The 20,534-nt window shown below is 57.0% G+C and carries 20 protein-coding genes, 2 tRNA genes and 3 other RNA genes; 13 read left to right on the top strand and 12 right to left on the bottom strand.

Translation table 11 applies throughout. From position 1 onward, the window contains the following. Nucleotides 1–460: 460 nt before the first annotated feature. Both phoH and ACOI7D_RS03110 read left to right on the top strand, forming a co-directional pair. Entirely contained in the window at nt 461–1,249 is a 789-nt protein-coding gene (gene phoH / locus ACOI7D_RS03115; protein ID WP_002898923.1) for a phosphate starvation-inducible protein PhoH, read from the top strand. A gap of 236 nt (nt 1,250–1,485) precedes the next feature. Continuing rightward, entirely contained in the window at nt 1,486–2,130 is a 645-nt protein-coding gene (locus ACOI7D_RS03110; RefSeq protein ID WP_023289109.1) for a DsbA family protein, read from the top strand. Nucleotides 2,131–2,283: 153 nt separating this feature from the next. Here ACOI7D_RS03110 and ACOI7D_RS03105 read toward each other — a convergent pair. The 6 genes from ACOI7D_RS03105 to ACOI7D_RS03080 form a co-directional block, all read right to left on the bottom strand. Next, nucleotides 2,284–2,421: non-coding RNA, RtT sRNA (locus ACOI7D_RS03105), on the bottom strand. 43 nt (nt 2,422–2,464) lie between these two features. Further along, a non-coding RNA gene (locus tag ACOI7D_RS03100) (RtT sRNA) lies at nt 2,465–2,602 on the bottom strand. 44 nt (nt 2,603–2,646) lie between these two features. Further along, nucleotides 2,647–2,784: non-coding RNA, RtT sRNA (locus ACOI7D_RS03095), on the bottom strand. Nucleotides 2,785–2,827: 43 nt separating this feature from the next. Next, nucleotides 2,828–2,915: transfer RNA gene (locus ACOI7D_RS03090), tRNA-Ser, on the bottom strand. Nucleotides 2,916–3,060: 145 nt separating this feature from the next. Beyond that, complete coding sequence (locus ACOI7D_RS03085; RefSeq protein ID WP_002898927.1) at nt 3,061–3,738, bottom strand: isochorismatase family protein; 678 nt, start codon at nt 3,736–3,738, stop codon at nt 3,061–3,063. A gap of 18 nt (nt 3,739–3,756) precedes the next feature. Continuing rightward, nucleotides 3,757–4,617 (bottom strand): pirin family protein, encoded by an 861-nt coding sequence (locus ACOI7D_RS03080; RefSeq protein WP_023289110.1) that lies wholly within the window; start codon nt 4,615–4,617, stop codon nt 3,757–3,759. A gap of 114 nt (nt 4,618–4,731) precedes the next feature. Between ACOI7D_RS03080 and ACOI7D_RS03075 the strand changes: the two genes are divergently transcribed. After that, entirely contained in the window at nt 4,732–5,637 is a 906-nt protein-coding gene (locus tag ACOI7D_RS03075; RefSeq protein WP_109547550.1) for a LysR family transcriptional regulator, read from the top strand. Nucleotides 5,638–5,912: 275 nt separating this feature from the next. Here the strand turns inward: ACOI7D_RS03075 and ACOI7D_RS03070 are convergent. After that, nucleotides 5,913–6,000: transfer RNA gene (locus ACOI7D_RS03070), tRNA-Ser, on the bottom strand. A 268-nt stretch (nt 6,001–6,268) separates the two neighbouring features. On the opposite strand from ACOI7D_RS03070, the gene ghrA reads away from it, so the two are divergent. The 6 genes from ghrA to ACOI7D_RS03040 all read left to right on the top strand — a co-directional run bounded on the left by ghrA (nt 6,269) and on the right by ACOI7D_RS03040 (nt 10,535). Next, nucleotides 6,269–7,207 carry a glyoxylate/hydroxypyruvate reductase GhrA gene (ghrA, locus tag ACOI7D_RS03065; RefSeq protein WP_109547549.1) on the top strand — a complete coding sequence of 313 codons (939 nt, stop codon included), beginning with the start codon at nt 6,269–6,271 and terminating at the stop codon, nt 7,205–7,207. Nucleotides 7,208–7,295: 88 nt separating this feature from the next. Next, nucleotides 7,296–8,033: a phosphatase gene (locus tag ACOI7D_RS03060; protein WP_048334661.1), complete on the top strand. Its 738-nt coding sequence runs from the start codon at nt 7,296–7,298 to the stop codon at nt 8,031–8,033. Between the two features lie 22 nt (nt 8,034–8,055). After that, nucleotides 8,056–8,610, top strand: a complete 555-nt coding sequence (locus ACOI7D_RS03055; protein ID WP_023289113.1) for a TorD/DmsD family molecular chaperone — start codon at nt 8,056–8,058, stop codon at nt 8,608–8,610. Between the two features lie 103 nt (nt 8,611–8,713). Next, nucleotides 8,714–9,196, top strand: a complete 483-nt coding sequence (locus ACOI7D_RS03050) for a DUF1097 domain-containing protein (protein ID WP_044522057.1) — start codon at nt 8,714–8,716, stop codon at nt 9,194–9,196. A 152-nt stretch (nt 9,197–9,348) separates the two neighbouring features. After that, complete coding sequence (ymdB, locus tag ACOI7D_RS03045; RefSeq protein ID WP_023289115.1) at nt 9,349–9,876, top strand: O-acetyl-ADP-ribose deacetylase; 528 nt, start codon at nt 9,349–9,351, stop codon at nt 9,874–9,876. A 65-nt stretch (nt 9,877–9,941) separates the two neighbouring features. Continuing rightward, nucleotides 9,942–10,535, top strand: coding sequence for a TetR/AcrR family transcriptional regulator (locus tag ACOI7D_RS03040; protein ID WP_044522059.1), 594 nt, complete (start codon nt 9,942–9,944; stop codon nt 10,533–10,535). Nucleotides 10,536–10,569: 34 nt separating this feature from the next. Here the strand turns inward: ACOI7D_RS03040 and mdoC are convergent, their stop codons facing one another. Then, nucleotides 10,570–11,730: a glucans biosynthesis protein MdoC gene (gene mdoC / locus ACOI7D_RS03035; RefSeq protein WP_023289117.1), complete on the bottom strand. Its 1,161-nt coding sequence runs from the start codon at nt 11,728–11,730 to the stop codon at nt 10,570–10,572. A 251-nt stretch (nt 11,731–11,981) separates the two neighbouring features. Between mdoC and mdoG the strand changes: the two genes are divergently transcribed. The 3 genes from mdoG to ACOI7D_RS03020 all read left to right on the top strand — a co-directional run bounded on the left by mdoG (nt 11,982) and on the right by ACOI7D_RS03020 (nt 16,350). Then, nucleotides 11,982–13,535 carry a glucans biosynthesis protein MdoG gene (gene mdoG / locus ACOI7D_RS03030; protein ID WP_004140751.1) on the top strand — a complete coding sequence of 518 codons (1,554 nt, stop codon included), beginning with the start codon at nt 11,982–11,984 and terminating at the stop codon, nt 13,533–13,535. Continuing rightward, on the top strand, nt 13,528–16,056 hold the full coding sequence (mdoH, locus tag ACOI7D_RS03025) for a glucans biosynthesis glucosyltransferase MdoH (RefSeq protein ID WP_032452426.1): 2,529 nt from the start codon (nt 13,528–13,530) through the stop codon (nt 16,054–16,056). The genes mdoG and mdoH overlap by 8 nt, the downstream gene beginning before the upstream one ends. A 66-nt stretch (nt 16,057–16,122) precedes the next feature. Beyond that, nucleotides 16,123–16,350, top strand: a complete 228-nt coding sequence (locus ACOI7D_RS03020) for a YceK/YidQ family lipoprotein (RefSeq protein WP_004204534.1) — start codon at nt 16,123–16,125, stop codon at nt 16,348–16,350. On the opposite strand, the gene ACOI7D_RS03015 is transcribed toward ACOI7D_RS03020, so the two are convergent. The 3 genes from ACOI7D_RS03015 to ACOI7D_RS03005 form a co-directional block, all read right to left on the bottom strand. Then, a complete protein-coding gene (locus ACOI7D_RS03015) occupies nt 16,351–16,737 on the bottom strand; it encodes a MysB family protein (RefSeq protein ID WP_002898981.1) in 387 nt (128 codons plus the stop codon). Nucleotides 16,738–16,828: 91 nt separating this feature from the next. Continuing rightward, nucleotides 16,829–18,067, bottom strand: a complete 1,239-nt coding sequence (mdtG, locus tag ACOI7D_RS03010) for a multidrug efflux MFS transporter MdtG (RefSeq protein WP_244341707.1) — start codon at nt 18,065–18,067, stop codon at nt 16,829–16,831. Nucleotides 18,068–18,238: 171 nt separating this feature from the next. Next, the gene (locus tag ACOI7D_RS03005; protein ID WP_044522065.1) at nt 18,239–19,159 is read right to left on the bottom strand and encodes a Kdo(2)-lipid IV(A) acyltransferase; all 921 of its coding nucleotides are present in this window, start codon (nt 19,157–19,159) and stop codon (nt 18,239–18,241) included. A gap of 204 nt (nt 19,160–19,363) precedes the next feature. Between ACOI7D_RS03005 and ACOI7D_RS03000 the strand changes: the two genes are divergently transcribed. Then, complete coding sequence (locus ACOI7D_RS03000; protein ID WP_023289122.1) at nt 19,364–20,428, top strand: rhodanese-related sulfurtransferase; 1,065 nt, start codon at nt 19,364–19,366, stop codon at nt 20,426–20,428. Here the strand turns inward: ACOI7D_RS03000 and ACOI7D_RS02995 are convergent. Next, entirely contained in the window at nt 20,414–20,527 is a 114-nt protein-coding gene (locus tag ACOI7D_RS02995) for a DUF2770 family protein (protein WP_004204539.1), read from the bottom strand. The two genes, ACOI7D_RS03000 and ACOI7D_RS02995, sit on opposite strands and share 15 nt — an antisense overlap. Nucleotides 20,528–20,534: the final 7 nt, after the last annotated feature.

Raw genomic sequence — 20,534 nt, 5'->3', positions numbered from 1 at the left:
TCATTTTTCTTATATTTCCTGCCATGTGTTATATTTCTGTAATACAAATGACCGATAGTCTCCTACACTTGCTTAAGAACTATTTGTTGCGTCATTGTGAAAAATAAGTTGCATTAAGAATCTTTTTTGATGTACTTATTACATACGCGGTAGTTCCCGGCAGTGTGACGTTTCACTATGGAGATCGCGAATGGTAAGGTCCCGTACCGGACAACGTAAAACCACAGACCGTACTCTTCAGCACGGAAGCCCCGCTTCCGGCAGCGATTTTCTCACTCTTTCTCCCTCCGCTTCGAATTATTATCACCTTGGCAGGGTACGCGGTGCGCGTAGCCGCGACTCGTTGTCAGTTCTACCGGCAAGCAATGGCTTACAAGGAAGCCAAACCTCAATCGTTCGTGCGCATAGTCGCGTCGATGTTGACGCGTGTGATGTAAACCTACAACGCAAGGTGCTATCCATGGGAAGACAAAAAGCAGTGATCAAAGCTCGTCGTGAAGCAAAACGTGTGCTGAGACGGGATTCACGCAGTCATAAGCAGCGTGAAGAAGAATCGGTCACATCGCTTGTGCAAATGAGTGGCGTAGAAGCAATTGGCATGGCGCGGGACAGCCGTGATACTTCCCCAATTGAGGCGCGCAATGAGGCTCAGGCGCATTATCTGAATGCCATCGACAATAAACAGCTGATTTTCGCCACCGGCGAAGCCGGATGCGGCAAGACCTGGATTAGTGCGGCGAAGGCAGCGGAAGCGCTGATCCATAAGGATGTGGACAGAATTATTGTTACCCGTCCCGTTCTGCAGGCCGACGAAGATCTCGGCTTCTTACCGGGAGATATCGCCGAGAAGTTCGCGCCCTATTTCCGACCGGTTTATGACGTGCTGGTGAAAAGGTTGGGGGCTTCCTTTATGCAGTACTGCCTGCGTCCGGAAATCGGCAAGGTGGAAATCGCGCCGTTCGCCTATATGCGCGGACGTACCTTTGAAAATGCGGTGGTGATTCTGGACGAGGCCCAGAACGTGACCGCAGCGCAAATGAAGATGTTTTTAACCCGCCTCGGGGAGAACGTGACGGTCATCGTCAATGGCGATATCACCCAGTGCGACTTGCCCTCTGGTGTGAGATCTGGCCTAAGTGATGCGCTGGCGCGTTTTGAGGAAGACGAGATGATCGGCATCGTGCGTTTCACCACCGATGACTGCGTGCGCTCGGCCCTCTGCCAGCGGACGCTGAAAGCCTATTATTGATCGTCATACTGTGAGCAAGGCCCGGGCTAGCCCGGGCTTTGTTGTTTTATCTTTGCGACAGTCTGAAGTGCGGATAAAATTTCTGTTTTGAGGGATCCATCGCTGTAGGTGATAGAATTTCTTCTCTGTAATACAAGAATATCTGCTTTGCTATACATAAGCGCCTTTCTAATAATTTCTTTCGTCTTACGCCGTTTTACTCATTTAATTGTATGGATACTTGTAAGGGAAGCACTATGGTCGTACATGGGAAAGTTATCAAGTTATTAATTACTATTTTGATGGTGGGGTTGTCATCTGCTGCTTATAGTAAAGATTATCAGGCAGGGAAAAACTTCACTGTCATTAATTCTACTGTTAAGCAACCGCCGCAACTGGTTGAGTTTTTTTCCTTCTACTGCGGACCTTGTTATGCGTTTGCAGAGCGCATCAATGTTGATACAGCTATCAGAAAGCGCCTGCCCGCCGATATGAAACTGGAAAAATACCATGTCAGCCAGATGGGACCTTTAGGACCAGCATTAACAGAAGCATGGGCCGTAGCACAATATGCTGGGGTAGATGGCAAGGTGGAAAAGTTATTGTTTGAAGGCTTACAGGTTAAGCGTGATATTAAAACGACAGCTGATATTGTTAAGGTATTTAATCAACTTGGCATTACGTCCGAGAAATATGCCGAAATGCAAAGTAATTTTATGGTAAAAGCTTTAATTGCCAGACAGGACAATCTGGTCGAAAAAATGAAAGTAAGTGGTACGCCTTCTTTTTATGTTTCAGGGAAATATCATATTAACAATGCATCACTCGCGCAAGATGACTATGATACCTATGCAGAGGATATGGCGAATCTGGTTTTATTTTTGCTTAACAAATCCCAGTGACGTGAAGTGAGATAGTTTCATTCGGATTGTCTTTTTCGTTCTGTCCAGGTGGTTGCGCCAGTTGTCGAACCCCGGTCGGGGGTTCTCATCCCCCCCGGCGGAGAATATAAAAGAAAAGAGCCCGTACTTACGTACAGGCTCTCATCTTGAATATGGCGGTGAGGGGGGGATTGACTCGCTTCGCTCGCCCCTGCGGGGCAGCCCGCTCGCAGGCTCACGGTCTGTCCAACTGGCGTTGCCAGTTGTCGAACCCCGGTCGGGGGTTCTCATCCCCCCCGGCGGAGAATATAAAAGAAAAGAGCCCGTACTTACGTACAGGCTCTCATCTCGAATATGGCGGTGAGGGGGGGATTGACTCGCTTCGCTCGCCCCTGCGGGGCAGCCCGCTCGTAGGCTCGCGGTCTGTCCAACTGGCGTTGCCAGTTGTCGAACCCCGGTCGGGGGTTCTCATCCCCCCCCAGCGGAGAATATAAAAGAAAAGAGCCCGTACTTGCGTACAGGCTCTCATCTTGAATATGGCGGTGAGGGGGGGATTGACTCGCTTCGCTCGCCCCTGCGGGGCAGCCCGCTCGCGGGCTCGCGGTCTGTCCAACTGGCTGCGCCAGTTGTCGAACCCCGGTCGGGGGTTCTCATCCCCCCCGGCGGAGAATATAAAAGAAAAGAGCCCGTACTTGCGTACAGGCTCTCATCTTGAATATGGCGGTGAGGGGGGGATTCGAACCCCCGATACGTTGCCGTATACACACTTTCCAGGCGTGCTCCTTCAGCCACTCGGACACCTCACCATATTGTCTTGCTGCTCACCTTGGGTGGGCAACGGGGCGCTACTATAGGGAGTTGCGTTTAAACGGTCAAGCATAATTTCTTCTTTCTTTACCGACCGCTCACGCAATGAACAACGCCCCGCTGCGACGTAGCGGGGCAGGCGTTTTAGCGCTGGGAATCAAGCTGTTCGTTATTCTTCACGACGTCCTGCGCTTTGCTATAGCTTTCGATCAGCAGCTGGTAGGCCGGGAAGACTTTGGTGTACACCTCCGCCCATTCTGCGGCGTCCGGGCGATTCCAGGTACGCTGCAGCTCAGAGGCGACGGCGGCGGTATCCATCGGCACTACGCCGGCCTGTACCACGCGAGCCAGGGTGATCTCCTGCGCCATTTTGCTGTAGGTGCCGGAAGCGTCAATCACGGCAAACACTTTATAACCGTCGGCGACGGCGGCAATCGCCGGGAAGGCCATGCAGACGCTGGTGATGGTCCCGGCGATAATCAGCGTTTTGCGACCGGTCGCTTTCACCGCGGCGACGAATTCCGGGTTATCCCAGGCGTTGATCTCGCCTTTACGGGCGATGTATTTCGCATGCGGCGCGTTCTCATGAATCTCCGGGATCAGCGGACCGTTCGGCCCCTGCGGCACGGAAGCGGTGGTGATCACCGGGATCCCGGCAAGCGAGGCCATCTTCGCCAGCGCGGCGGCGCGAGCGCGCAGCTCTGGCATCGGCATATCGCCGACGGTCTGGAACAGGCCGCTCTGGTGGTCAATCAACAGCATGGCGGTATCGTTGACATCAATCACCGGACGAGCACCGTTAAAGTTAGCGGGAGTAGACATAGTATTCACCTCAATGAGTTAGATTTGGCCAAAGCGGCCGCTGTTAAAATCGCGAACGGCTTCTGCGATCTGTGTTTTGTTATTCATGACAAAGGGGCCATAGCCCACAATCGGCTCCTGCAGCGGTTCGCCGGCCATCAGCAGAACTTTTGCCTGGGTTGTTGCCTCCAGGTGCAGTGCGTCTCCTGCCTGGCTCAGGACGGCGAGCTGGCCTTCGCGGGCGGATTCTGAACCGTTGATGATCACTTCCCCTTCCAGTACCACCAGCGCAGTACTCCAGCCTTCCGGCTGGCGAAGCGTGAGGTCGTGCCCCTGATTCAGCTGCAGATCCCACACGTTAAGCGGTGAAAAGGTATGGGCCGGGCCGCTGACGTCGTCATACTGGCCGGCAATAACCCGAACCTGTCCGGCGCCATTCGCCAGCGCGGCGGTGGGGATTGTCCCGGCGGTAATGCTCTGGTAGCCGGGGGCCGTCATTTTGTCTTTGGCGGGCAGGTTGACCCACAGCTGGATCATCTTCAGCTCGCCGCCGCTGCGGGTGAAGGCCTCCGAGTGGAACTCTTCGTGCAGGATCCCGGCGCCGGCCGTCATCCATTGCACGTCGCCTGGGCCGATCACCCCGCCGCGTCCGGTGGAGTCACGATGCTCTACTTCACCGGCGTAGACGATAGTGACGGTTTCGAATCCGCGATGCGGATGCTCACCGACGCCGCGTTTATCGCTGCCTGCCGGGAAGGTGTACGGCCCGGCATAGTCGAGCAGTAAGAAGGGGCTCAACTGCTGGCCGTGCGTCTGATAGGAAAACATCGAACGAACCGGGAAGCCGTCGCCTACCCAATGCTGTGCAGGCGCGGTGTAGACTCCTGTAATCTGTTTCATGGCTTTCTCCTGTGTATCGGTATCTGATGTGAATAAGCTTATATCCGGGACGACGTGTGCGGTAGTAAGCAAAAATGACCTATACTGTTCCAAAAATGGAACAATGGAGGAAGGATGCAGGATCTCAATGACTTCGCCTGGTTTGTCCAGGTCGTGGATCATGGCGGTTTCGCCGCGGCGGGGCGAGCGCTTGACCAGCCGAAATCCAAGCTCAGCCGCCGTATTGCGCAACTCGAGGAGCGGTTGGGCGTGCGTTTGATTCAGCGAACCACTCGCCAGTTCGCGGTCACCGAGGTCGGGCAGACCTTTTACCAGCATTGCAAAGCGATGCTGATTGAGGCCGAGGCGGCGCAGCAGGCGGTCGACACGCTGCGCGCCGAGCCGCGCGGCAGCGTCAGGATCACCTGTCCGGTCACCTTGCTGCATGTCCATATCGGACCGATGCTGGCGCGATTTATGGCGCGCTATCCCGGGGTAACATTGCATCTTGAGGCGACCAACCGCCGGGTGGATGTGGTCGGTGAGGGCATTGATGTGGCGATCCGCGTCCGTCCCCGGCCAATCGAGGACAGCGACCTGGTGATGCGCGTGCTGGCGGACCGCGGGCACCGTCTGGTGGCCAGTTCGCAGCTGATTTCCCGGCTCGGACGCCCGCAGGCGCCGTCTGAGCTGAGCGACTGGCCGGGGCTCAGCCTGGGGGCGAACAAGCATCAGCATAAATGGCAGCTTACCGGGCCTGAAGGGGCAAGGGCGGAGGTGTATTTCACGCCGCGAATGGTGACCACCGATATGCTGGCGCTGCGCGAGGCGGCGATAGCCGGCGTGGGGGTGGTGCAGCTTCCTTTATTGATGGTGCGCGATCAGCTGGCGTCAGGGGAGTTAGAGGTGGTACTGGATGAGTGGCAGCCGCGGCGGGAAGTGATCCATGCGGTATTTGCCTCCCGGCGCGGGCTGCTGCCCTCCGTTAGAGCGCTGGTGGATTACCTCATCGAAGAGTATCAGCGAATGGAGGAGGATTAGCTTCGGGATTCGCTTTTCCCGGGGGGCGTCCCCCCAGCGGAGAATATAAAAGAAAAGAGCCCGTACTTGCGTACAGGCTCTCATCTCGAATATGGCGGTGAGGGGGGATTGACTCGCTTCGCTCGCCCCTGCGGGGCAGCCCGCTCGCAGGCTCGCGGTCTGTCCAGGTGGCTGCGCCAGTTGTCGAACCCCGGTCGGGGGTTCTCATCCCCCCCCAAGGGGGTGCCACATGCGAAAAAAAAGCCCGAACTTGCGTACGAGCTCTTCTTAAAATATGGCGGTGAGGGGGGGATTCGAACCCCCGATACGTTGCCGTATACACACTTTCCAGGCGTGCTCCTTCAGCCACTCGGACACCTCACCATATTGTCTTTCCCGTTGTTGTCGGGAACGGGCGCTAATGTAGGGAAATACGTATCGCCCGTCAATCAACTTTTTGCAAAATCAGCGCGTTTAGACAAACTTCGAACAACTTGCTCCTTAAACGTGCGAAATCCGTTTTTTTTGTCGCCACTCCCTTTTCACTTTGCGACAAGGGGAAATTTGCTATGCTGGCAAACCAATAGAAAACAATGAGTAAAATAAGACGCCAGCATTAACCTGCCCCGGGCGTTTGCTATCAGGAGCCCCTATGGAGATTATTTTTTACCATCCGACCTTTGATACCCAATACTGGATCCGAGAGCTGGAAAAGCAGTTACCCGGCGCGCGAGTGCGCGAATGGAAAGCGGGCGATAACCAGCCGGCGGACTATGCCCTGGTCTGGCATCCACCGGTAGAGATGCTGCAGGGCAGGGCGCTGAAGGCCGTGTTCGCCCTTGGGGCGGGGGTGGATTCGATCCTCAGTAAGCTGCGCGATCATCCGGATATGCTGCCCCTGTCGATCCCGCTGTTTCGTCTTGAAGATACCGGCATGGGACGGCAGATGCAGGAGTATGCGGTGAGCCAGGTTCTGCACTGGTTCCGCCGGTTCGATGACTATCAGGCGCAGAAGCTGGCGTCCCGCTGGCAGCCGTTGCCTGAGTATCTTGCCGACGATTTCACCGTCGGGATTATGGGCGCCGGCGTGCTGGGAGCGAAGGTGGCGGAAAGCCTGCAACCCTGGGGATTCCCGCTTCGCGTCTGGAGCCGTAGCCGCAAATCCTGGCCGCAGGTGCAGAGCTTTGCCGGCCAGGCCGAGCTGGGCACATTCCTGCAGGGGACCCGCGTGCTGATCAACCTGCTGCCGAACACCGCTGAAACCGTCGGCATTATTAACCAGACGCTGCTGGCGCAACTGCCGGATGAGAGCTATGTCCTAAACCTTGCCCGCGGCGTGCATGTCGTTGAAGAAGATCTGCTGGCGGCGCTGAACAGCGGTAAGCTCAAAGGGGCAATGCTCGATGTCTTCAGTCGCGAACCGTTGCCCCAGGAGAGCCCGCTTTGGGCGCACCCGCGGGTGGCTATGACTCCCCACGTGGCGGCAGTCACCCGCCCGATGGAGGCCATTGCCTACATCGCCGGGACCATTAGCCGCCTGGAGCGAGGGGAACCGGTTAGCGGTCAGGTCGATCGTCAGCGCGGTTATTAAGGTAAGCAAACCCCGCCACGGCGGGGTTTTTGCTAATCAAGCGCCCGGATTCCTGCTATTCTTGCGGCAAACAGAAGAGGAGAATGTGATGTATCCCGTTGACCTGCACATGCATACCGTCGCCAGCACCCACGCCTACAGCACCCTGCACGATTATATTGCGGAAGCAAAGCGTAAAGGGATCAAACTCTTCGCCATTACCGATCACGGCCCGGACATGGCGGATGCTCCGCACTACTGGCATTTCGTTAATATGCGCATCTGGCCCCGTCTGGTGGACGGTGTGGGGATCCTGCGCGGAATTGAGTCGAATATTAAAAATATCGAAGGCGAGATCGACTGTTCCGGGCCGATGTTGACGTCGCTCGATCTGATCATCGCCGGATTCCACGAGCCGGTGTTTCCGCCGCAGGATAGCGCCACCCATACGCAGGCGATGATTGCCGCGATGGCCAGCGGTAAAGTGCATATGATTAGCCATCCGGGTAATCCGAAATTCCCGGTGGATATCCCGGCCATTGCCGAAGCGGCGGCCCATTACCAGGTGGCGCTGGAGATCAATAACTCCTCTTTCGTTTCATCGCGCGTGGGCAGTGAAGATAACTGCCGGGCCATCGCCGCCGCGGTGCGCGACGCCGGAGGGTGGGTGGCGCTGGGCTCGGACTCTCACACTGCGTTTACCCTCGGAGAGTTTACCGAATGCCGCAAGATCCTCGATGCTGTCGATTTCCCGGAGGAGAGGATCCTCAACGTTTCTCCGCGTCGCCTGCTCGACTTCCTCGAGTCGCGTGGTATGCCGGCGATCCCGGAATTTGCTGACCTTTAATTTGTATAACTGGAATAACTGAATGAACGAGTTTTCAATCCTCTGCCGCGTGCTGGGTTCGCTGTATTACCGTCAACCGCAGGACCCGCTGCTGGTGCCGCTGTTTACCCTGATCCGCGAGGGCAAACTGGCCGCCAGCTGGCCGCTGGAACAGGACGAGCTGCTGGCGCGTCTGCAGAAAAGCTGTGAAATGCAGTCCCTGGCGACGGACTATAATGCGCTGTTCGTCGGTGAAGCCTGCAGCGTCCCGCCGTACCGTAGCGCGTGGGTGGAGGGTTCCTCGGAAGCGGAGGTCCGGGCTTTTCTGAGCGAGCATGGCATCCCGACGGGAGAAGGTCCGGCGGATCATCTCGGATCGCTGCTGCTGGCCGCCTCCTGGCTGGAGGATCATGCCACAGAAGAGCAGAGCGAGACGCTGGAGCGCCTGTTTGCCGACTATATCCTGCCGTGGTGCGGGACAATGCTGGGGAAAGTCGAAGCGCATGCGCACACAGCGTTCTGGCGCACGATGGCGCCGTTGACCCGCGACGCCATCGCCGCGATGTGGGATGAGCTTCAGGAAGAAGATGAGCAATAAAGTGTGATTTAAGTCACCATTTGAATGTAACTGAAATTAGGTTCATTCATTTAGTGTGTTTTAGATCGCATTCTTCCGGCGCGTATCTGCTAGGATACGCGCCATGAACATACTCTTCGCAATCGCATTAACGACGGGCATTCTCTCCGGGATTTGGGGATGGGTGGCGGTCGCCCTCGGCCTGCTGAGCTGGGCCGGTTTCCTCGGCTGTACCGCCTATTTCGCCTGCCCGCAGGGCGGTCTGAAAGGTCTGGCCATCTCCTCCTGTACGGTAATGAGCGGCGTGGTCTGGGCGTTGGTGATTATCCACGGTAGCGCGCTGGCCCCGCAGCTGCAGATCCTCAGCTATATGATGACCGGCGTCGTGGCCTTTCTGATGTGCATCCAGGCGCGACAGACGTTGCTGTCGTTTGTCCCCGGCACCTTTATCGGCGCCTGCGCGACCTTCGCGGCAGACGGCGACTGGCGTCTGGTTATCCCTTCTCTGGCGCTGGGCCTGGTCTTTGGCTATGCCATGAAAAATAGTGGCCTGTGGCTGGCGGCCCGTGCGGATAAGCATAAATCGTTCGCCAATGACAACGCCTGAGCGGCGGGACGATAATAGCAACAGGACCCTCAGGGTCCTGTTTTTTTTACCTTCTTGTCGCCGGCGCGGCGGGATAATCTTGCTCCCGGGGGCGGGTATGCCCTAGTATCGGCAGAAAGCCGTATCTACGCGCTATGCCGACAGGAGGAGAAATGGCTGTTCAACCTGAAGTAATTCTCGGCGATATTACGACGCTTGATGTCGATGTGATTGTGAATGCGGCAAACCCCTCGCTGCTGGGCGGCGGCGGGGTGGATGGCGCGATCCACCGGGCGGCCGGTCCCGCGCTGCTGGCGGCCTGCAAGCAAGTGTTGCAGCAGCAGGGCGAATGTCCCCCTGGTCATGCGGTGATCACGATGGCGGGCGATCTTCCCGCCAGCGCGGTGATCCACACCGTGGGCCCGGTCTGGCACGGCGGCGACCGCATGGAGGCGCAAACCCTGGCCGATGCCTACAAAAACAGCCTGCAGCTGGCGGCGGCAAACAATTATCGCTCCATTGCGTTTCCGGCGATCAGCACCGGCGTGTATGGCTATCCGAAAGAGGAAGCGGCGGCGATCGCCGTGCGCACTGTGACCGCGTTTCTCACCCGCTATAACCCGCTTGAACGGGTCCTGTTCGTCTGTTTCGACGAGGAAACGGCGGCTATCTATCGTCGCCTGCTGGCGGCATACCCCTGATTCCGCAGAATAGGCTATGATAACCGCCGGTATTGACAGGAATGATGGATTGCAGGAGGGAGCAGGTGTCGGAAGGAAAAGTACAGCAGAAGCAGCAGGCGCGCCGCGCGGAGATCGTTGCCGCTGCGCAAAGATGTTTTGCGACAAAGGGATTGCATGGCGCCTCTGTCGCTGATATCGCCCGCGAGGCGGGCCTGAGCGTCGGTCAGCTGTATCGCATTTTTGCCAGCAAGGAAGCGATCATCGAAGCGATTGTCAGCGAAATCGTCAACGCCAGGGTCGGGGAGATGATCGATGAGAACCACAATCTGGCGCGCAAAGCGGCGGTGCTGGCCGGCAGGATCCCGACTTCGGCAGCCACCAAAAGCGACAATTATCTGTTGATGGAAATCAACGCCGAAGCCTCGCGTAACCCACGCTTGCGCGAAATCCTGGTGCAGGCCGATCGGAGGTTGAAAGAGGAGGGCGGCCGTTTGTCGCAGCGCTATCATCCCGGTCTCAGCGATGCGCGACGCAATGCTGCTTCAGAGCTCATCGCCGTTCTGACGGAGGGGGCAGCCTACCGCTGTGAGCTGAGCGCCTCCACTCCGGTCGATAAAGCGGATTTAGAAGCCCTGTATAATATGATCTTCGATCGGCTGTTTGATGAGCAAGCGTAGCGCGGCACGCCTGGCGTGCCGCAAAGGCTAAAGGTTAGCTGGCCGAGGCCGGGGTTTTTGCCGGTTTGCTCATGGGTTTACCGGAGAACAGGAAACGCAGCAGCGGAATACGCAGATGAATTTCATACAGGATCAGGGCAATCCCCACCACAAAAACCAACCCGCCAATAAAGCCTAAGGTATTCGACTTAATGGCCGGGGTGATCCACGCCCCGTACAGCAGCGTCAGCGGATGGTGCACCAGGTAAATGAACAGCGAAGCATTGACGAAGTAGGTCACCCGCGCCGACTGGAAATTCAGCAGGCGATGGCCGAGCGAGAAGATCACATTTACCATCCACAGCCCCAGCACCATGGTGATCACCGATTCCGTTTCATACATCCAACCGTCGCCAGATCCATACTGCTGGTTCAGGCGGTAAGCGATGAATCCCAGCAGTGACGCCACGCAACACCATGGCGACGGGGTGGTGAACATCGCCTTTAAGCGCGGGTTAATAAAGGTCTGCGCCCCCAGCACAAAGAAGGGCAGATAGAACAGCGTCTGCATGACCACAAAGTTAAACAGACCATTGCTCAGCAGGGGCGGGTAGATCACGAACAATGACCGACGGATCAGCGCGTAAAGCACCCCCAGCGCGAGGAAAATCATCGTCAGCTGGCCCATGGTGACAGTGTCACCGAATGCGTGAGCGCCCGGAGCCGGGCGGCGCGTCAGCCATTTAAACAGCACCACCCCCAGCGAGGTCAGCACCACCAGGACCAGCAAAAACCAAAGGTGGGAAATGAGCTCCCACGCCAGGGTGTTGAATTTGTCGTACCCCGAAAGGGTGTGCCAGTTTTCCGCCTTGCCGTTGACGTACTGCAGCATAATAAACTGCGGCAGCGTCAGCAGCGGGATGGCGGTGAGCATCGGAATACCGACCCGTTCGACGCGCACTTTCCACCACTTTTTCAGCGGGTAGCGCAGGAACAGCATGTAGGAGAAATAGCCGGAGATCACGAAGAAGACCTGCATGCGGAAGGCATGAATGAAATCATTAAACAGCGTCAGCCACCACGAGGGCTCTGCGCTGTTGACATGCCAGCTATGGCTGGAATAAATCAGCGAAATGTGAAAAGGGATCCCCAGCAGCATCAGCCAGGCGCGGATGCTGTCGAAAAAATATTCACGTTGTACCGGAGTATTATTCATACGATTCACGACAATCTCAGATAATTCGTCTTATCACTCAAGATGATAACGCTTACATTATCAGCAACCCTACATGAACTCGGGGTACCTGTCTCCAGGATAAGCACGCAAAGTGCAAACGGGACTGCGAACTGTTTATTCCCTGCGCCGCTACGCTGAACAAAGCAGGGATTATGTTGTCGGATTGCCTGAGTTTCCATTAAAATAGATCGGATCGATTTAAGCACACAAAGGGGGAAGTGCTTACTTATATGAAACATAAACCACAGATGATGAAAATGCGTTGGTTAAGCGCAGCCGTAATGTTGTCCCTGTGTACTTCATCTGCATGGGCATTTAGCATTGATGACGTTGCAAAAGAGGCCAAAACGTTAGCCGGGAAAGGCTATGAAGCGCCAAAGAGTAACCTGCCCTCCGCTTTCCGCGACATGAAATACGCGGACTACCAGCAAATTCAGTTTAATCACGATAAAGCTTACTGGAATAACCAGAAAACCCCATTCAAGCTTGAATTTTACCATCAGGGTATGTACTTCGACACGCCGGTCACCATCAATGAAGTGACGGCCACCAGCGTGCGCAAAATTAAATATAGCCCGGACTATTTTAACTTTGGTAACGTTCAGCACGATAAAGACACGGTGAAAGACCTTGGTTTCGCCGGCTTCAAAGTACTGTATCCGATCAACAGCAAAGATAAGAACGATGAAATCGTCAGCATGCTCGGTGCCAGCTACTTCCGCGTGCTGGGTCAGGGTCAGGTATACGGTCTGTCCGCGCGCGGTCTGGCTATCGATACCGCGCTGCCTTCCGGCGAAGAGTTCCCGCGTTTTCGTGAGTTCTGGATCGAGCGTCCTAAAGCTACCGACAAGCGTCTGACTATCTATGCGCTGCTGGATTCGCCGCGGGCAACCGGCGCTTATCGCTTTGTGATCATGCCGGGACGCGATACCGTGGTGGATGTCCAGTCCAAAGTTTACCTGCGTGACAAAGTGGGCAAACTGGGCGTGGCGCCGCTCACCAGTATGTTCCTGTTTGGTTCCAACCAGCCTTCTCCGGCGCTGAACTATCGTCCGGCGCTGCACGACTCCAATGGTCTGTCGATCCTGGCGGGCAACGGCGAGTGGATCTGGCGTCCGCTGAACAACCCGAAACACCTGGCCGTCAGCAGCTATGCGATGGAAAACCCGCAAGGGTTCGGCCTGCTGCAGCGCGGCCGTCAGTTCTCGCGCTTCGAGGACCTTGACGATCGTTATGACCTGCGCCCGAGCGCCTGGATCACCCCGAAAGGGGAGTGGGGCAAAGGGAAAATCGAACTGGTCGAAATCCCGACCAACGATGAAACCAACGATAACATCGTGACTTACTGGACGCCGGATCAGCTGCCGGAGCCGGGAAAGGAGATGAACTTCAAGTACACCATCACCTTCAGCCGCGATGAAGACAAGCTGCATGCGCCGGATAACGCGTACGTTATGCAGACCCGCCGCTCTACCGGCGATGTGAAGCAGTCGAACCTGATCCGCCAGCCGGACGGCACCATTGCTTTCATTGTCGACTTCACCGGCGCCGATATGAAAAAACTGCCGGCGGATACCCCGGTCGCCGCCCAGGCGAGCACCGGCGATAACGCTGAAATCGTTGAAAATACCGTGCGTTACAATCCGGTGACCAAAGGCTGGCGAATGATCCTGCGTTTGAAGGTGAAAGATCCGAAGAAAACGACGGAAATGCGCGCCGCACTGGTTAACGGCGATGACACGTTGAGCGAAACCTGGAGCTATCAGCTGCCTGCCAATGAATAAGATAACGAAGTACATTGACGCATTGCCGCTGTCGGACGCCGAGAAATCGGCGCTGCCGGACACCAGCCTGCAGGCCGTTCATCAGGCCCTGGATGACGAACATCAGACCTTCGCCCGTGAAGACGACTCCCCGCTGGGGTCGGTCAAGGCGCGGCTGGCGCACAGCTGGCCGGATTCGCTGTCTGGCGATCAGCTGGTGAAGGATGATGAAGGCCGCACCCAGCTGCATGCGATGCCGAAAGCCAAGCGCTCCTCGATGATCCCCGACCCGTGGCGTACCAACCCGGTTGGCCGCTTCTGGGACCGTCTGCGCGGACGCGATGTCACGCCGCGCTATCTCTCCCGCCTGACGCAAGAAGAACGCGAGAGCGAGCAAAAATGGCGTACCGTCGGCACCATTCGTCGCTACATCCTGTTGCTGCTGACGCTGTCGCAGACCGTGGTGGCGACCTGGTACATGAAAACCATTCTGCCTTATCAGGGCTGGGCGCTGATCAACCCGGCCGATATGGTGGGGCAGAACCTGTGGGTCTCGTTCATGCAGCTGCTGCCGTACGTGTTGCAGAGCGGCATTCTGATCCTCTTCGCGGTGCTGTTCTGCTGGGTTTCCGCCGGCTTCTGGACCGCGTTAATGGGCTTCCTGCAGCTGTTGATCGGTCGCGATAAGTACAGTATTTCCGCCTCGACGGTCGGTGACGAACCGTTGAATCCGGCGCACCGTACGGCGCTTATTATGCCGATCTGTAACGAAGACGTTGACCGCGTGTTCGCCGGGCTGCGGGCGACCTGGGAGTCGGTGAAAGCCACCGGCAACGCCGCCCATTTCGACGTCTATATCCTCAGCGACAGCTATAACCCCGATATCTGTGTCGCTGAGCAAAAGGCGTGGATGGAGCTGATTGCCGAAGTACAGGGCGAAGGGCAGATCTTCTACCGTCGTCGTCGTCGTCGCGTGAAGCGTAAGAGCGGCAACATCGATGATTTCTGCCGCCGCTGGGGCAGCCAGTATAGCTACATGGTGGTGCTGGATGCTGACTCGGTGATGACCGGAGAGTGTCTGAGCAGCCTGGTGCGCCTGATGGAAGCGAACCCGAACGCCGGGATCATCCAGTCATCCCCGCGCGCCTCGGGCATGGACACGCTGTATGCGCGTTGCCAGCAGTTTGCCACCCGGGTGTATGGTCCGTTGTTTACGGCGGGTCTGCACTTCTGGCAGCTGGGGGAGTCCCACTACTGGGGACACAACGCCATCATCCGCGTGAAGCCGTTCATTGAGCACTGCGCGCTGGCGCCGCTGCCGGGCGAGGGCAACTTTGCCGGGTCGATTCTGTCGCACGACTTCGTTGAAGCCGCGCTGATGCGCCGCGCCGGCTGGGGCGTGTGGATTGCCTACGATCTGCCGGGCTCCTATGAAGAGCTGCCGCCGAACCTGCTGGACGAGCTGAAACGCGACCGCCGCTGGTGCCAGGGCAACCTGATGAACTTCCGCCTGTTCCTCGTGAGAGGGATGCACCCGGTTCACCGGGCGGTGTTCCTTACCGGCGTGATGTCCTACCTGTCGGCGCCGCTGTGGTTTATGTTCCTTGCCCTGTCGACAGCGTTGCAGGTGGTGCATGCCCTGACCGAGCCGCAGTACTTCCTGCAGCCGCGTCAGCTGTTCCCGGTATGGCCGCAGTGGCGTCCGGAGCTGGCTATTGCGCTGTTCGCCTCGACCATGGTGCTGCTGTTCCTGCCGAAGCTGCTGAGTATCATCCTGGTGTGGTGTAAGGGGCCGAAGGAGTACGGTGGATTTATCCGCGTGACGCTTTCCCTGCTGCTGGAGGTCCTGTTCTCGGTCCTGCTGGCGCCGGTGCGCATGCTGTTCCACACCGTCTTCGTGGTCAGCGCCTTCCTCGGCTGGGAAGTGGTGTGGAATTCGCCGCAGCGTGATGATGACTCCACGCCATGGGGAGAAGCCTTTATGCGTCACGGCTCGCAGCTGCTGCTGGGGCTGGTATGGGCGGTCGGAATGGCATGGCTGGATCTGCGCTTCCTGTTCTGGCTGGCGCCGATTGTCGTATCGCTGATCCTGTCGCCGTTCGTGTCGGCGATCTCCAGCCGGGCGACCGTGGGCCTGCGTACCAAGCGCTGGAAGCTGTTCCTGATCCCGGAAGAGTATTCGCCGCCGCAGGTGCTCAAGGATACCGATGCGTACCTGACGCTGAACCGTCAGCGTTCGCTGGATGATGGCTTTATGCACGCGGTGTTTAACCCGTCGTTTAACGCCCTCGCGACCGCGATGGCCACCGCGCGCCACCGTCAGGGTCATATCCTGGAGATCGCCCGCGAGCGCCATGTCGAGCAGGCGCTGAATGAAACGCCGGATAAGCTGAACCGCGATCGTCGACTGGTGCTGTTGAGCGACCCGGTAACCATGTCGCGTCTGCACTATCGCGTATGGGCCGCGCCGGAGAAATACTCCTCGTGGGTGAACGCCTATCAGCAGCTGGCGCTTAACCCGCTGGCGCTGAAAACGAAATAAGCCGTACGTTAAGGAAAATACCGGCAGCGATGCCGGTATTTTTTTATCTGAAACACGAGGTTGTGGATGCGAATACTACCTATCATTGCCATGGCGCTGCTGCTTAGCGGCTGCGGCAGCATTATTAGCCGGACGGTGCCCGGGCAGGGGCATGGCAATCAATATTACCCGGGCGTGCAGTGGGACGTTCGCGATTCAGGATGGCGCTATCTCACCATTCTGGACCTGCCGTTCTCGCTGGTTTTCGATACGCTGCTGCTGCCGCTGGACGCCAGCCACGGGCCCTATAACTGATTAACGCTCGTCCCACTCGTCGGCCGCCGTCTGTCCCTCTTCGGTGTCCAGCGAGGGCTCGAGCTGGAATTCACCTTCATCCCACTCATGAAGCGTATTTTCCTCCAGCCACTCCTGACGCAGCTCTATCTCATCATAATCCCCATCAAAGACGCTCTGCGCGGCTTCGCCGCTGAGCATTGGTAAGCATTCGCCTTGTTCCTCTTCGTCAGCAAAAAATTCGGCCTGCCAGGCGATATCGCCATCCTGCAGCACATACTTTTGAATATTGAGCTGCTCAACGTTAGCGCTCTCTTCATCGCTGTCAGGGTTGTTGGCGAGAAATTCTTCACGTGCTGCATCAATAGCTTCTTCGAGCGTAGCATAGAACATCGAATCCTTTGGCATAGCGAATCTCCTGAGAAGAATATGAATTGAACACGATTCAATCTATAGAAGGCGCCAGGCAAGGCGTCAAGGGGCTGAGCCCCTCTGGACGTTAATTTAGTGAATGGCGGTCGTTCTGCGAGGCGTCCGCGGCTGGCCGGCGCAGGCTGAGGGTCGAATAGATCGCGTTAAACAACACCACTCCTGCGGTGACAAGGAAGACGGCGCGAAAGCCGTAGTTGGCGGAAACTGAGGCGCCGATCAGGGGGCCGGTGACGTTGCCAATATCACGAAATGACTGGTTATAGCTGAAGATCCGCCCGGAGATCTGGCTGGTGGAGTTATACACCAGCAGGGTTTGCACCGCCGGCAGCAGCGCGCCGTCCGCGGCGCCGAGCAGGAATCGCAGGATACCTAACTGCAGCGGGGTCTGGACGAACGACATCGGGATCAGCAACAGCACCGAGATAATCAGCGCCACGATGAGGATTTTTTCCGGTCCGATACGATCCCCCAGTTTGCCCAGACGAGGGGCGCTCATCAGGGCGGCAATGCCCGGCACCGAGGCGATCATCCCGCTGATAAAGGCGATATTGCTGACGTTACCCGCCAGATCGCGCACGTAAAGCGTCAGGATCGGCGCAATGGAGCCGGTGGCGACCTGGATGATCAGCGAGGTGACAAACAGACTGAGCACCAGTTTCGGATTCTGCAGCGAGGAGAACACCGCCTTCGCGCTGAGCATCTCTTTTTTGGCGATCGGGACAAAATTTTCACGGATTAAAAACAGGGTAAACAGGAAGCAGATAAACAGCACCGCCGCGGTTATAAAGAAGACAGTACGCAGGCCCCAGTGGTCGGCCAGGAAGCCACCCGCCAGCGGGCCGAGCAGGGCGCCGCTTACCGCGCCGGTTGACAGCGTGCCCAGCGCCCAGCCGCTTTTATGGCGCGGGATCTGGGTGGCAATCAGGGCGTTGGCATTGGGAATAAAGCCCCCCAGCAGGCCGAGCAGCGCGCGCAGTAGCAGAAACTGCCAGATATTCTGCGCCATCCCCATCAACATCATGACGATGGCCATCCCGAGGGCTGAACGCAGCAGCATGATTTTACGTCCCTTGCGGTCAGCAAGTCCGCCCCAGAACGGCGAGGCGATGGCGGAGAAGAGAAAAGTGATGCTAAAGACCAGCCCGGACCACATGTTGAGGGCGCTATGCCCGGTGACGCCGAGTTGTTCGACGTAGAGCGGCAGAAAGGGCATGACCAGGCTGAAGGCGGCGCCGGTTAAAAAGCAGCCAAGCCAGGTGACGGTCAGGTTTCGTTTCCAGTTAATGGGGGTATCAGCAGACGACATAGGGTTCCACTGGCCTGCGCGGCAGGTCAAATTAAGAGAAAATATGAGCCTGCTAATTATGCGCCTGGGAAATAAATGCCGCAATGGAGGAGAGCTTTTAAAGCTAAAGCAGAGCGTAAAGCCTGAGCGCTGGGGATTCCCGGCCGGGAGGCGCGCGGCCGGGAAAGAGGTTCAGTAGCGGGAGGGCATCCCCTCGGGGCGGGTTTTAAAGCGGCGATGGAGCCACATATATTGTTCCGGGGCCATCATAATGCACTGCTCTACGATCTTATTCATCCACGCAGCGGTGGTTTCCGCGTCGTCCAGCGGCGGGGAGCACTCTGGCGGCAGGATAATCAGTTCATAACCTTTACCGTCCGGTTTACGGCGTGGAACAAAGGGCACGATGCAGGCTTTGGACATTTTCGCCAGCATCCAGGTGCCGGAGGTGGTCGCCGCCTGGTCTACGGCAAACAGTGGGGCGAAGACGCTGGCGGTCGGGCCGTAATCATGATCTGGCGCGTACCACACCACGTCGCCTTTTTTCAGCGCGCGGATCATACCTTTCAGATCCTTGCGGTCGATCATGTCCTTGTTGGAGCGCAGTCGGCCCCAGGTCTGCAGCCAGTCGATGACCGGGTTATCGTTGGGACGATAGACGCCAATCCCCGGCTCGTTCATACCGAACATCCGCGCGCCCATTTCCAGTGTCAGGAAATGAATGCCGATCAGCAGAATGCCGCGCTGCTGCGCCTGCACATCGCGAATATGCTCAAAGCCGATGGTGTCGGTCCAGCGGGCGATACGGCGAACCGGCCAGAACCAGGCCATACCGGTCTCCATCAGCCCCATACCCACCGATTCAAAGTTCATCACCACCATCCGGTGACGTTCCTGCTCGCTTTTCTCGGGGAAGCAGAGCTCAAGGTTGCGATAGGCGATCTTCGCCCGGCGCTTCATAAATCGCATGGCCAGCCGGCCGATGGCGTTCCCGAGGCGGTAGATCAGCGGGTAGGGCAGTTGGACAACCAGCCACAGCAGGCCGATACCCAGCCACAGCAGCCAATAGCGCGGATGCAGCAGCGCCGGAGAAAATTTAGGCAAATGAGTCATTTCATACCCGTATCAGTGAGCAACATCTTATATTATCGCATTTTTTTACCGGCCAGCCAAAGGCGGCGACAGCCACATCGTTTTGTTAAGTGGGGGGCGACCGGTGAGAAAAATGTAGCGTAAAATGTAGGGATGTAAATTAATAAGCTTTGCTATATCATGCCCGCCGTTTATTTCCTCATTTCTATGTCGAGCAGGTACACCATGCCAGTGTTACACAACCGCATTTCAAATGAGACGTTAAAGGCGCAAATGCTGGCTGAAACCGAGCCGCGCACGACGATCTCATTCTATAAATATTTCACCATTGTCGATCCGCAAGCGACCCGCGATGCGCTGTGGGTTGCCTTAACCCAGTTGAAAGTCTTTGGCCGCATCTATCTGGCCCGGGAAGGGATCAACGCGCAAATCAGCGTGCCGGAAAGCAACGTTGAAGCCCTGCGTGAGTTTCTCAATGGCTTCGATCCGGCGCTGGCGGGGCTGCGTTTCAATATCGCTCTCGAGGACGACGGTAAATCGTTCTGGGTGCTACGTCTGAAAGTGCGCGACCGCATCGTTGCCGACGGCATCGACGATCCCTCTTTCGACGCCTCCAACGTCGGAGACTATCTCAAGGCGGCGGAGGTCAACGCGATGCTTGACGATCCGGATGCCGTGTTTATCGATATGCGCAACCACTATGAATATGAGGTGGGCCATTTCGAAAACGCGCTGGAGATCCCAGCGGATACCTTCCGCGACCAGTTGCCGAAAGCCGTTGAAATGATGCAGGACCATAAAGACAAGAAAATTGTCATGTATTGCACCGGCGGTATTCGCTGTGAAAAAGCCAGCGCCTGGATGAAGCATAACGGCTTCAATAAGGTCTGGCACATCGAGGGTGGCATCATTGAGTACGCCCGCCGCGCCCGTGAGCAGGGGCTGCCGGTGCGTTTCATTGGCAAAAACTTTGTCTTTGATGAACGGATGGGCGAGCGGATCTCCAATGACGTTATCGCGCACTGTCATCAGTGCGGCGCGCCGTGCGACACCCATACCAACTGCCTGAATGATGGCTGCCATCTGTTGTTTATCCAGTGCCCGAGCTGTGCCGAGAAGTTTGCCGGCTGCTGTAGCGAAGCCTGCATGGAAGAGCATAAGCTGCCGGAAGAGGAGCAGCGTCAGCTGCGCGCCGGGCGTGAAAACGGCAATAAAATCTTTAATAAATCCCGTGGCCGGCTGAACACCAAACTCGGGATCCTCGATCCTGAGCCGTCAGAAAAACCATAACCAGACAAGATCGATGATCGCCAGCAGCAGCCAGAGCGCCAGGTAGATCATAAAGTGCTCGCGGACGTTATTGACCAGCAAATTAAACAGGCGACGCATAACCGCT

It is taken from the genome of Klebsiella sp. C360 (assembly GCF_048822415.1).
Taxonomy (GTDB): Bacteria; Pseudomonadota; Gammaproteobacteria; order Enterobacterales; family Enterobacteriaceae; genus Klebsiella; species Klebsiella quasipneumoniae.
This window is presented reverse-complemented; position numbering and strand designations above follow the sequence as displayed.

Bases quoted from the DNA above. Each gene is read 5' to 3' on its own strand.
- ACOI7D_RS03000 (WP_023289122.1), top strand. From the start codon at position 19,364: ATGCCAGTGTTACACAACCGCATTTCAAATGAGACGTTAAAGGCGCAA.
- ACOI7D_RS03020 (WP_004204534.1), top strand. From the start codon at position 16,123: ATGCGAATACTACCTATCATTGCCATGGCGCTGCTGCTTAGCGGCTGC.
- mdoH (WP_032452426.1), top strand. From the start codon at position 13,528: ATGAATAAGATAACGAAGTACATTGACGCATTGCCGCTGTCGGACGCC.
- ymdB (WP_023289115.1), top strand. From the start codon at position 9,349: ATGGCTGTTCAACCTGAAGTAATTCTCGGCGATATTACGACGCTTGAT.
- ACOI7D_RS03060 (WP_048334661.1), top strand. From the start codon at position 7,296: ATGTATCCCGTTGACCTGCACATGCATACCGTCGCCAGCACCCACGCC.
- phoH (WP_002898923.1), top strand. From the start codon at position 461: ATGGGAAGACAAAAAGCAGTGATCAAAGCTCGTCGTGAAGCAAAACGT.
- ACOI7D_RS03005 (WP_044522065.1), bottom strand. From the start codon at position 19,159: ATGACTCATTTGCCTAAATTTTCTCCGGCGCTGCTGCATCCGCGCTAT.
- mdoG (WP_004140751.1), top strand. From the start codon at position 11,982: ATGAAACATAAACCACAGATGATGAAAATGCGTTGGTTAAGCGCAGCC.
- ACOI7D_RS03085 (WP_002898927.1), bottom strand. From the start codon at position 3,738: ATGTCTACTCCCGCTAACTTTAACGGTGCTCGTCCGGTGATTGATGTC.
- ghrA (WP_109547549.1), top strand. From the start codon at position 6,269: ATGGAGATTATTTTTTACCATCCGACCTTTGATACCCAATACTGGATC.
- mdtG (WP_244341707.1), bottom strand. From the start codon at position 18,067: ATGTCGTCTGCTGATACCCCCATTAACTGGAAACGAAACCTGACCGTC.
- mdoC (WP_023289117.1), bottom strand. From the start codon at position 11,730: ATGAATAATACTCCGGTACAACGTGAATATTTTTTCGACAGCATCCGC.
- ACOI7D_RS02995 (WP_004204539.1), bottom strand. From the start codon at position 20,527: ATGCGTCGCCTGTTTAATTTGCTGGTCAATAACGTCCGCGAGCACTTT.
- ACOI7D_RS03075 (WP_109547550.1), top strand. From the start codon at position 4,732: ATGCAGGATCTCAATGACTTCGCCTGGTTTGTCCAGGTCGTGGATCAT.
- ACOI7D_RS03080 (WP_023289110.1), bottom strand. From the start codon at position 4,617: ATGAAACAGATTACAGGAGTCTACACCGCGCCTGCACAGCATTGGGTA.
- ACOI7D_RS03110 (WP_023289109.1), top strand. From the start codon at position 1,486: ATGGTCGTACATGGGAAAGTTATCAAGTTATTAATTACTATTTTGATG.
- ACOI7D_RS03015 (WP_002898981.1), bottom strand. From the start codon at position 16,737: ATGCCAAAGGATTCGATGTTCTATGCTACGCTCGAAGAAGCTATTGAT.
- ACOI7D_RS03050 (WP_044522057.1), top strand. From the start codon at position 8,714: ATGAACATACTCTTCGCAATCGCATTAACGACGGGCATTCTCTCCGGG.
- ACOI7D_RS03055 (WP_023289113.1), top strand. From the start codon at position 8,056: ATGAACGAGTTTTCAATCCTCTGCCGCGTGCTGGGTTCGCTGTATTAC.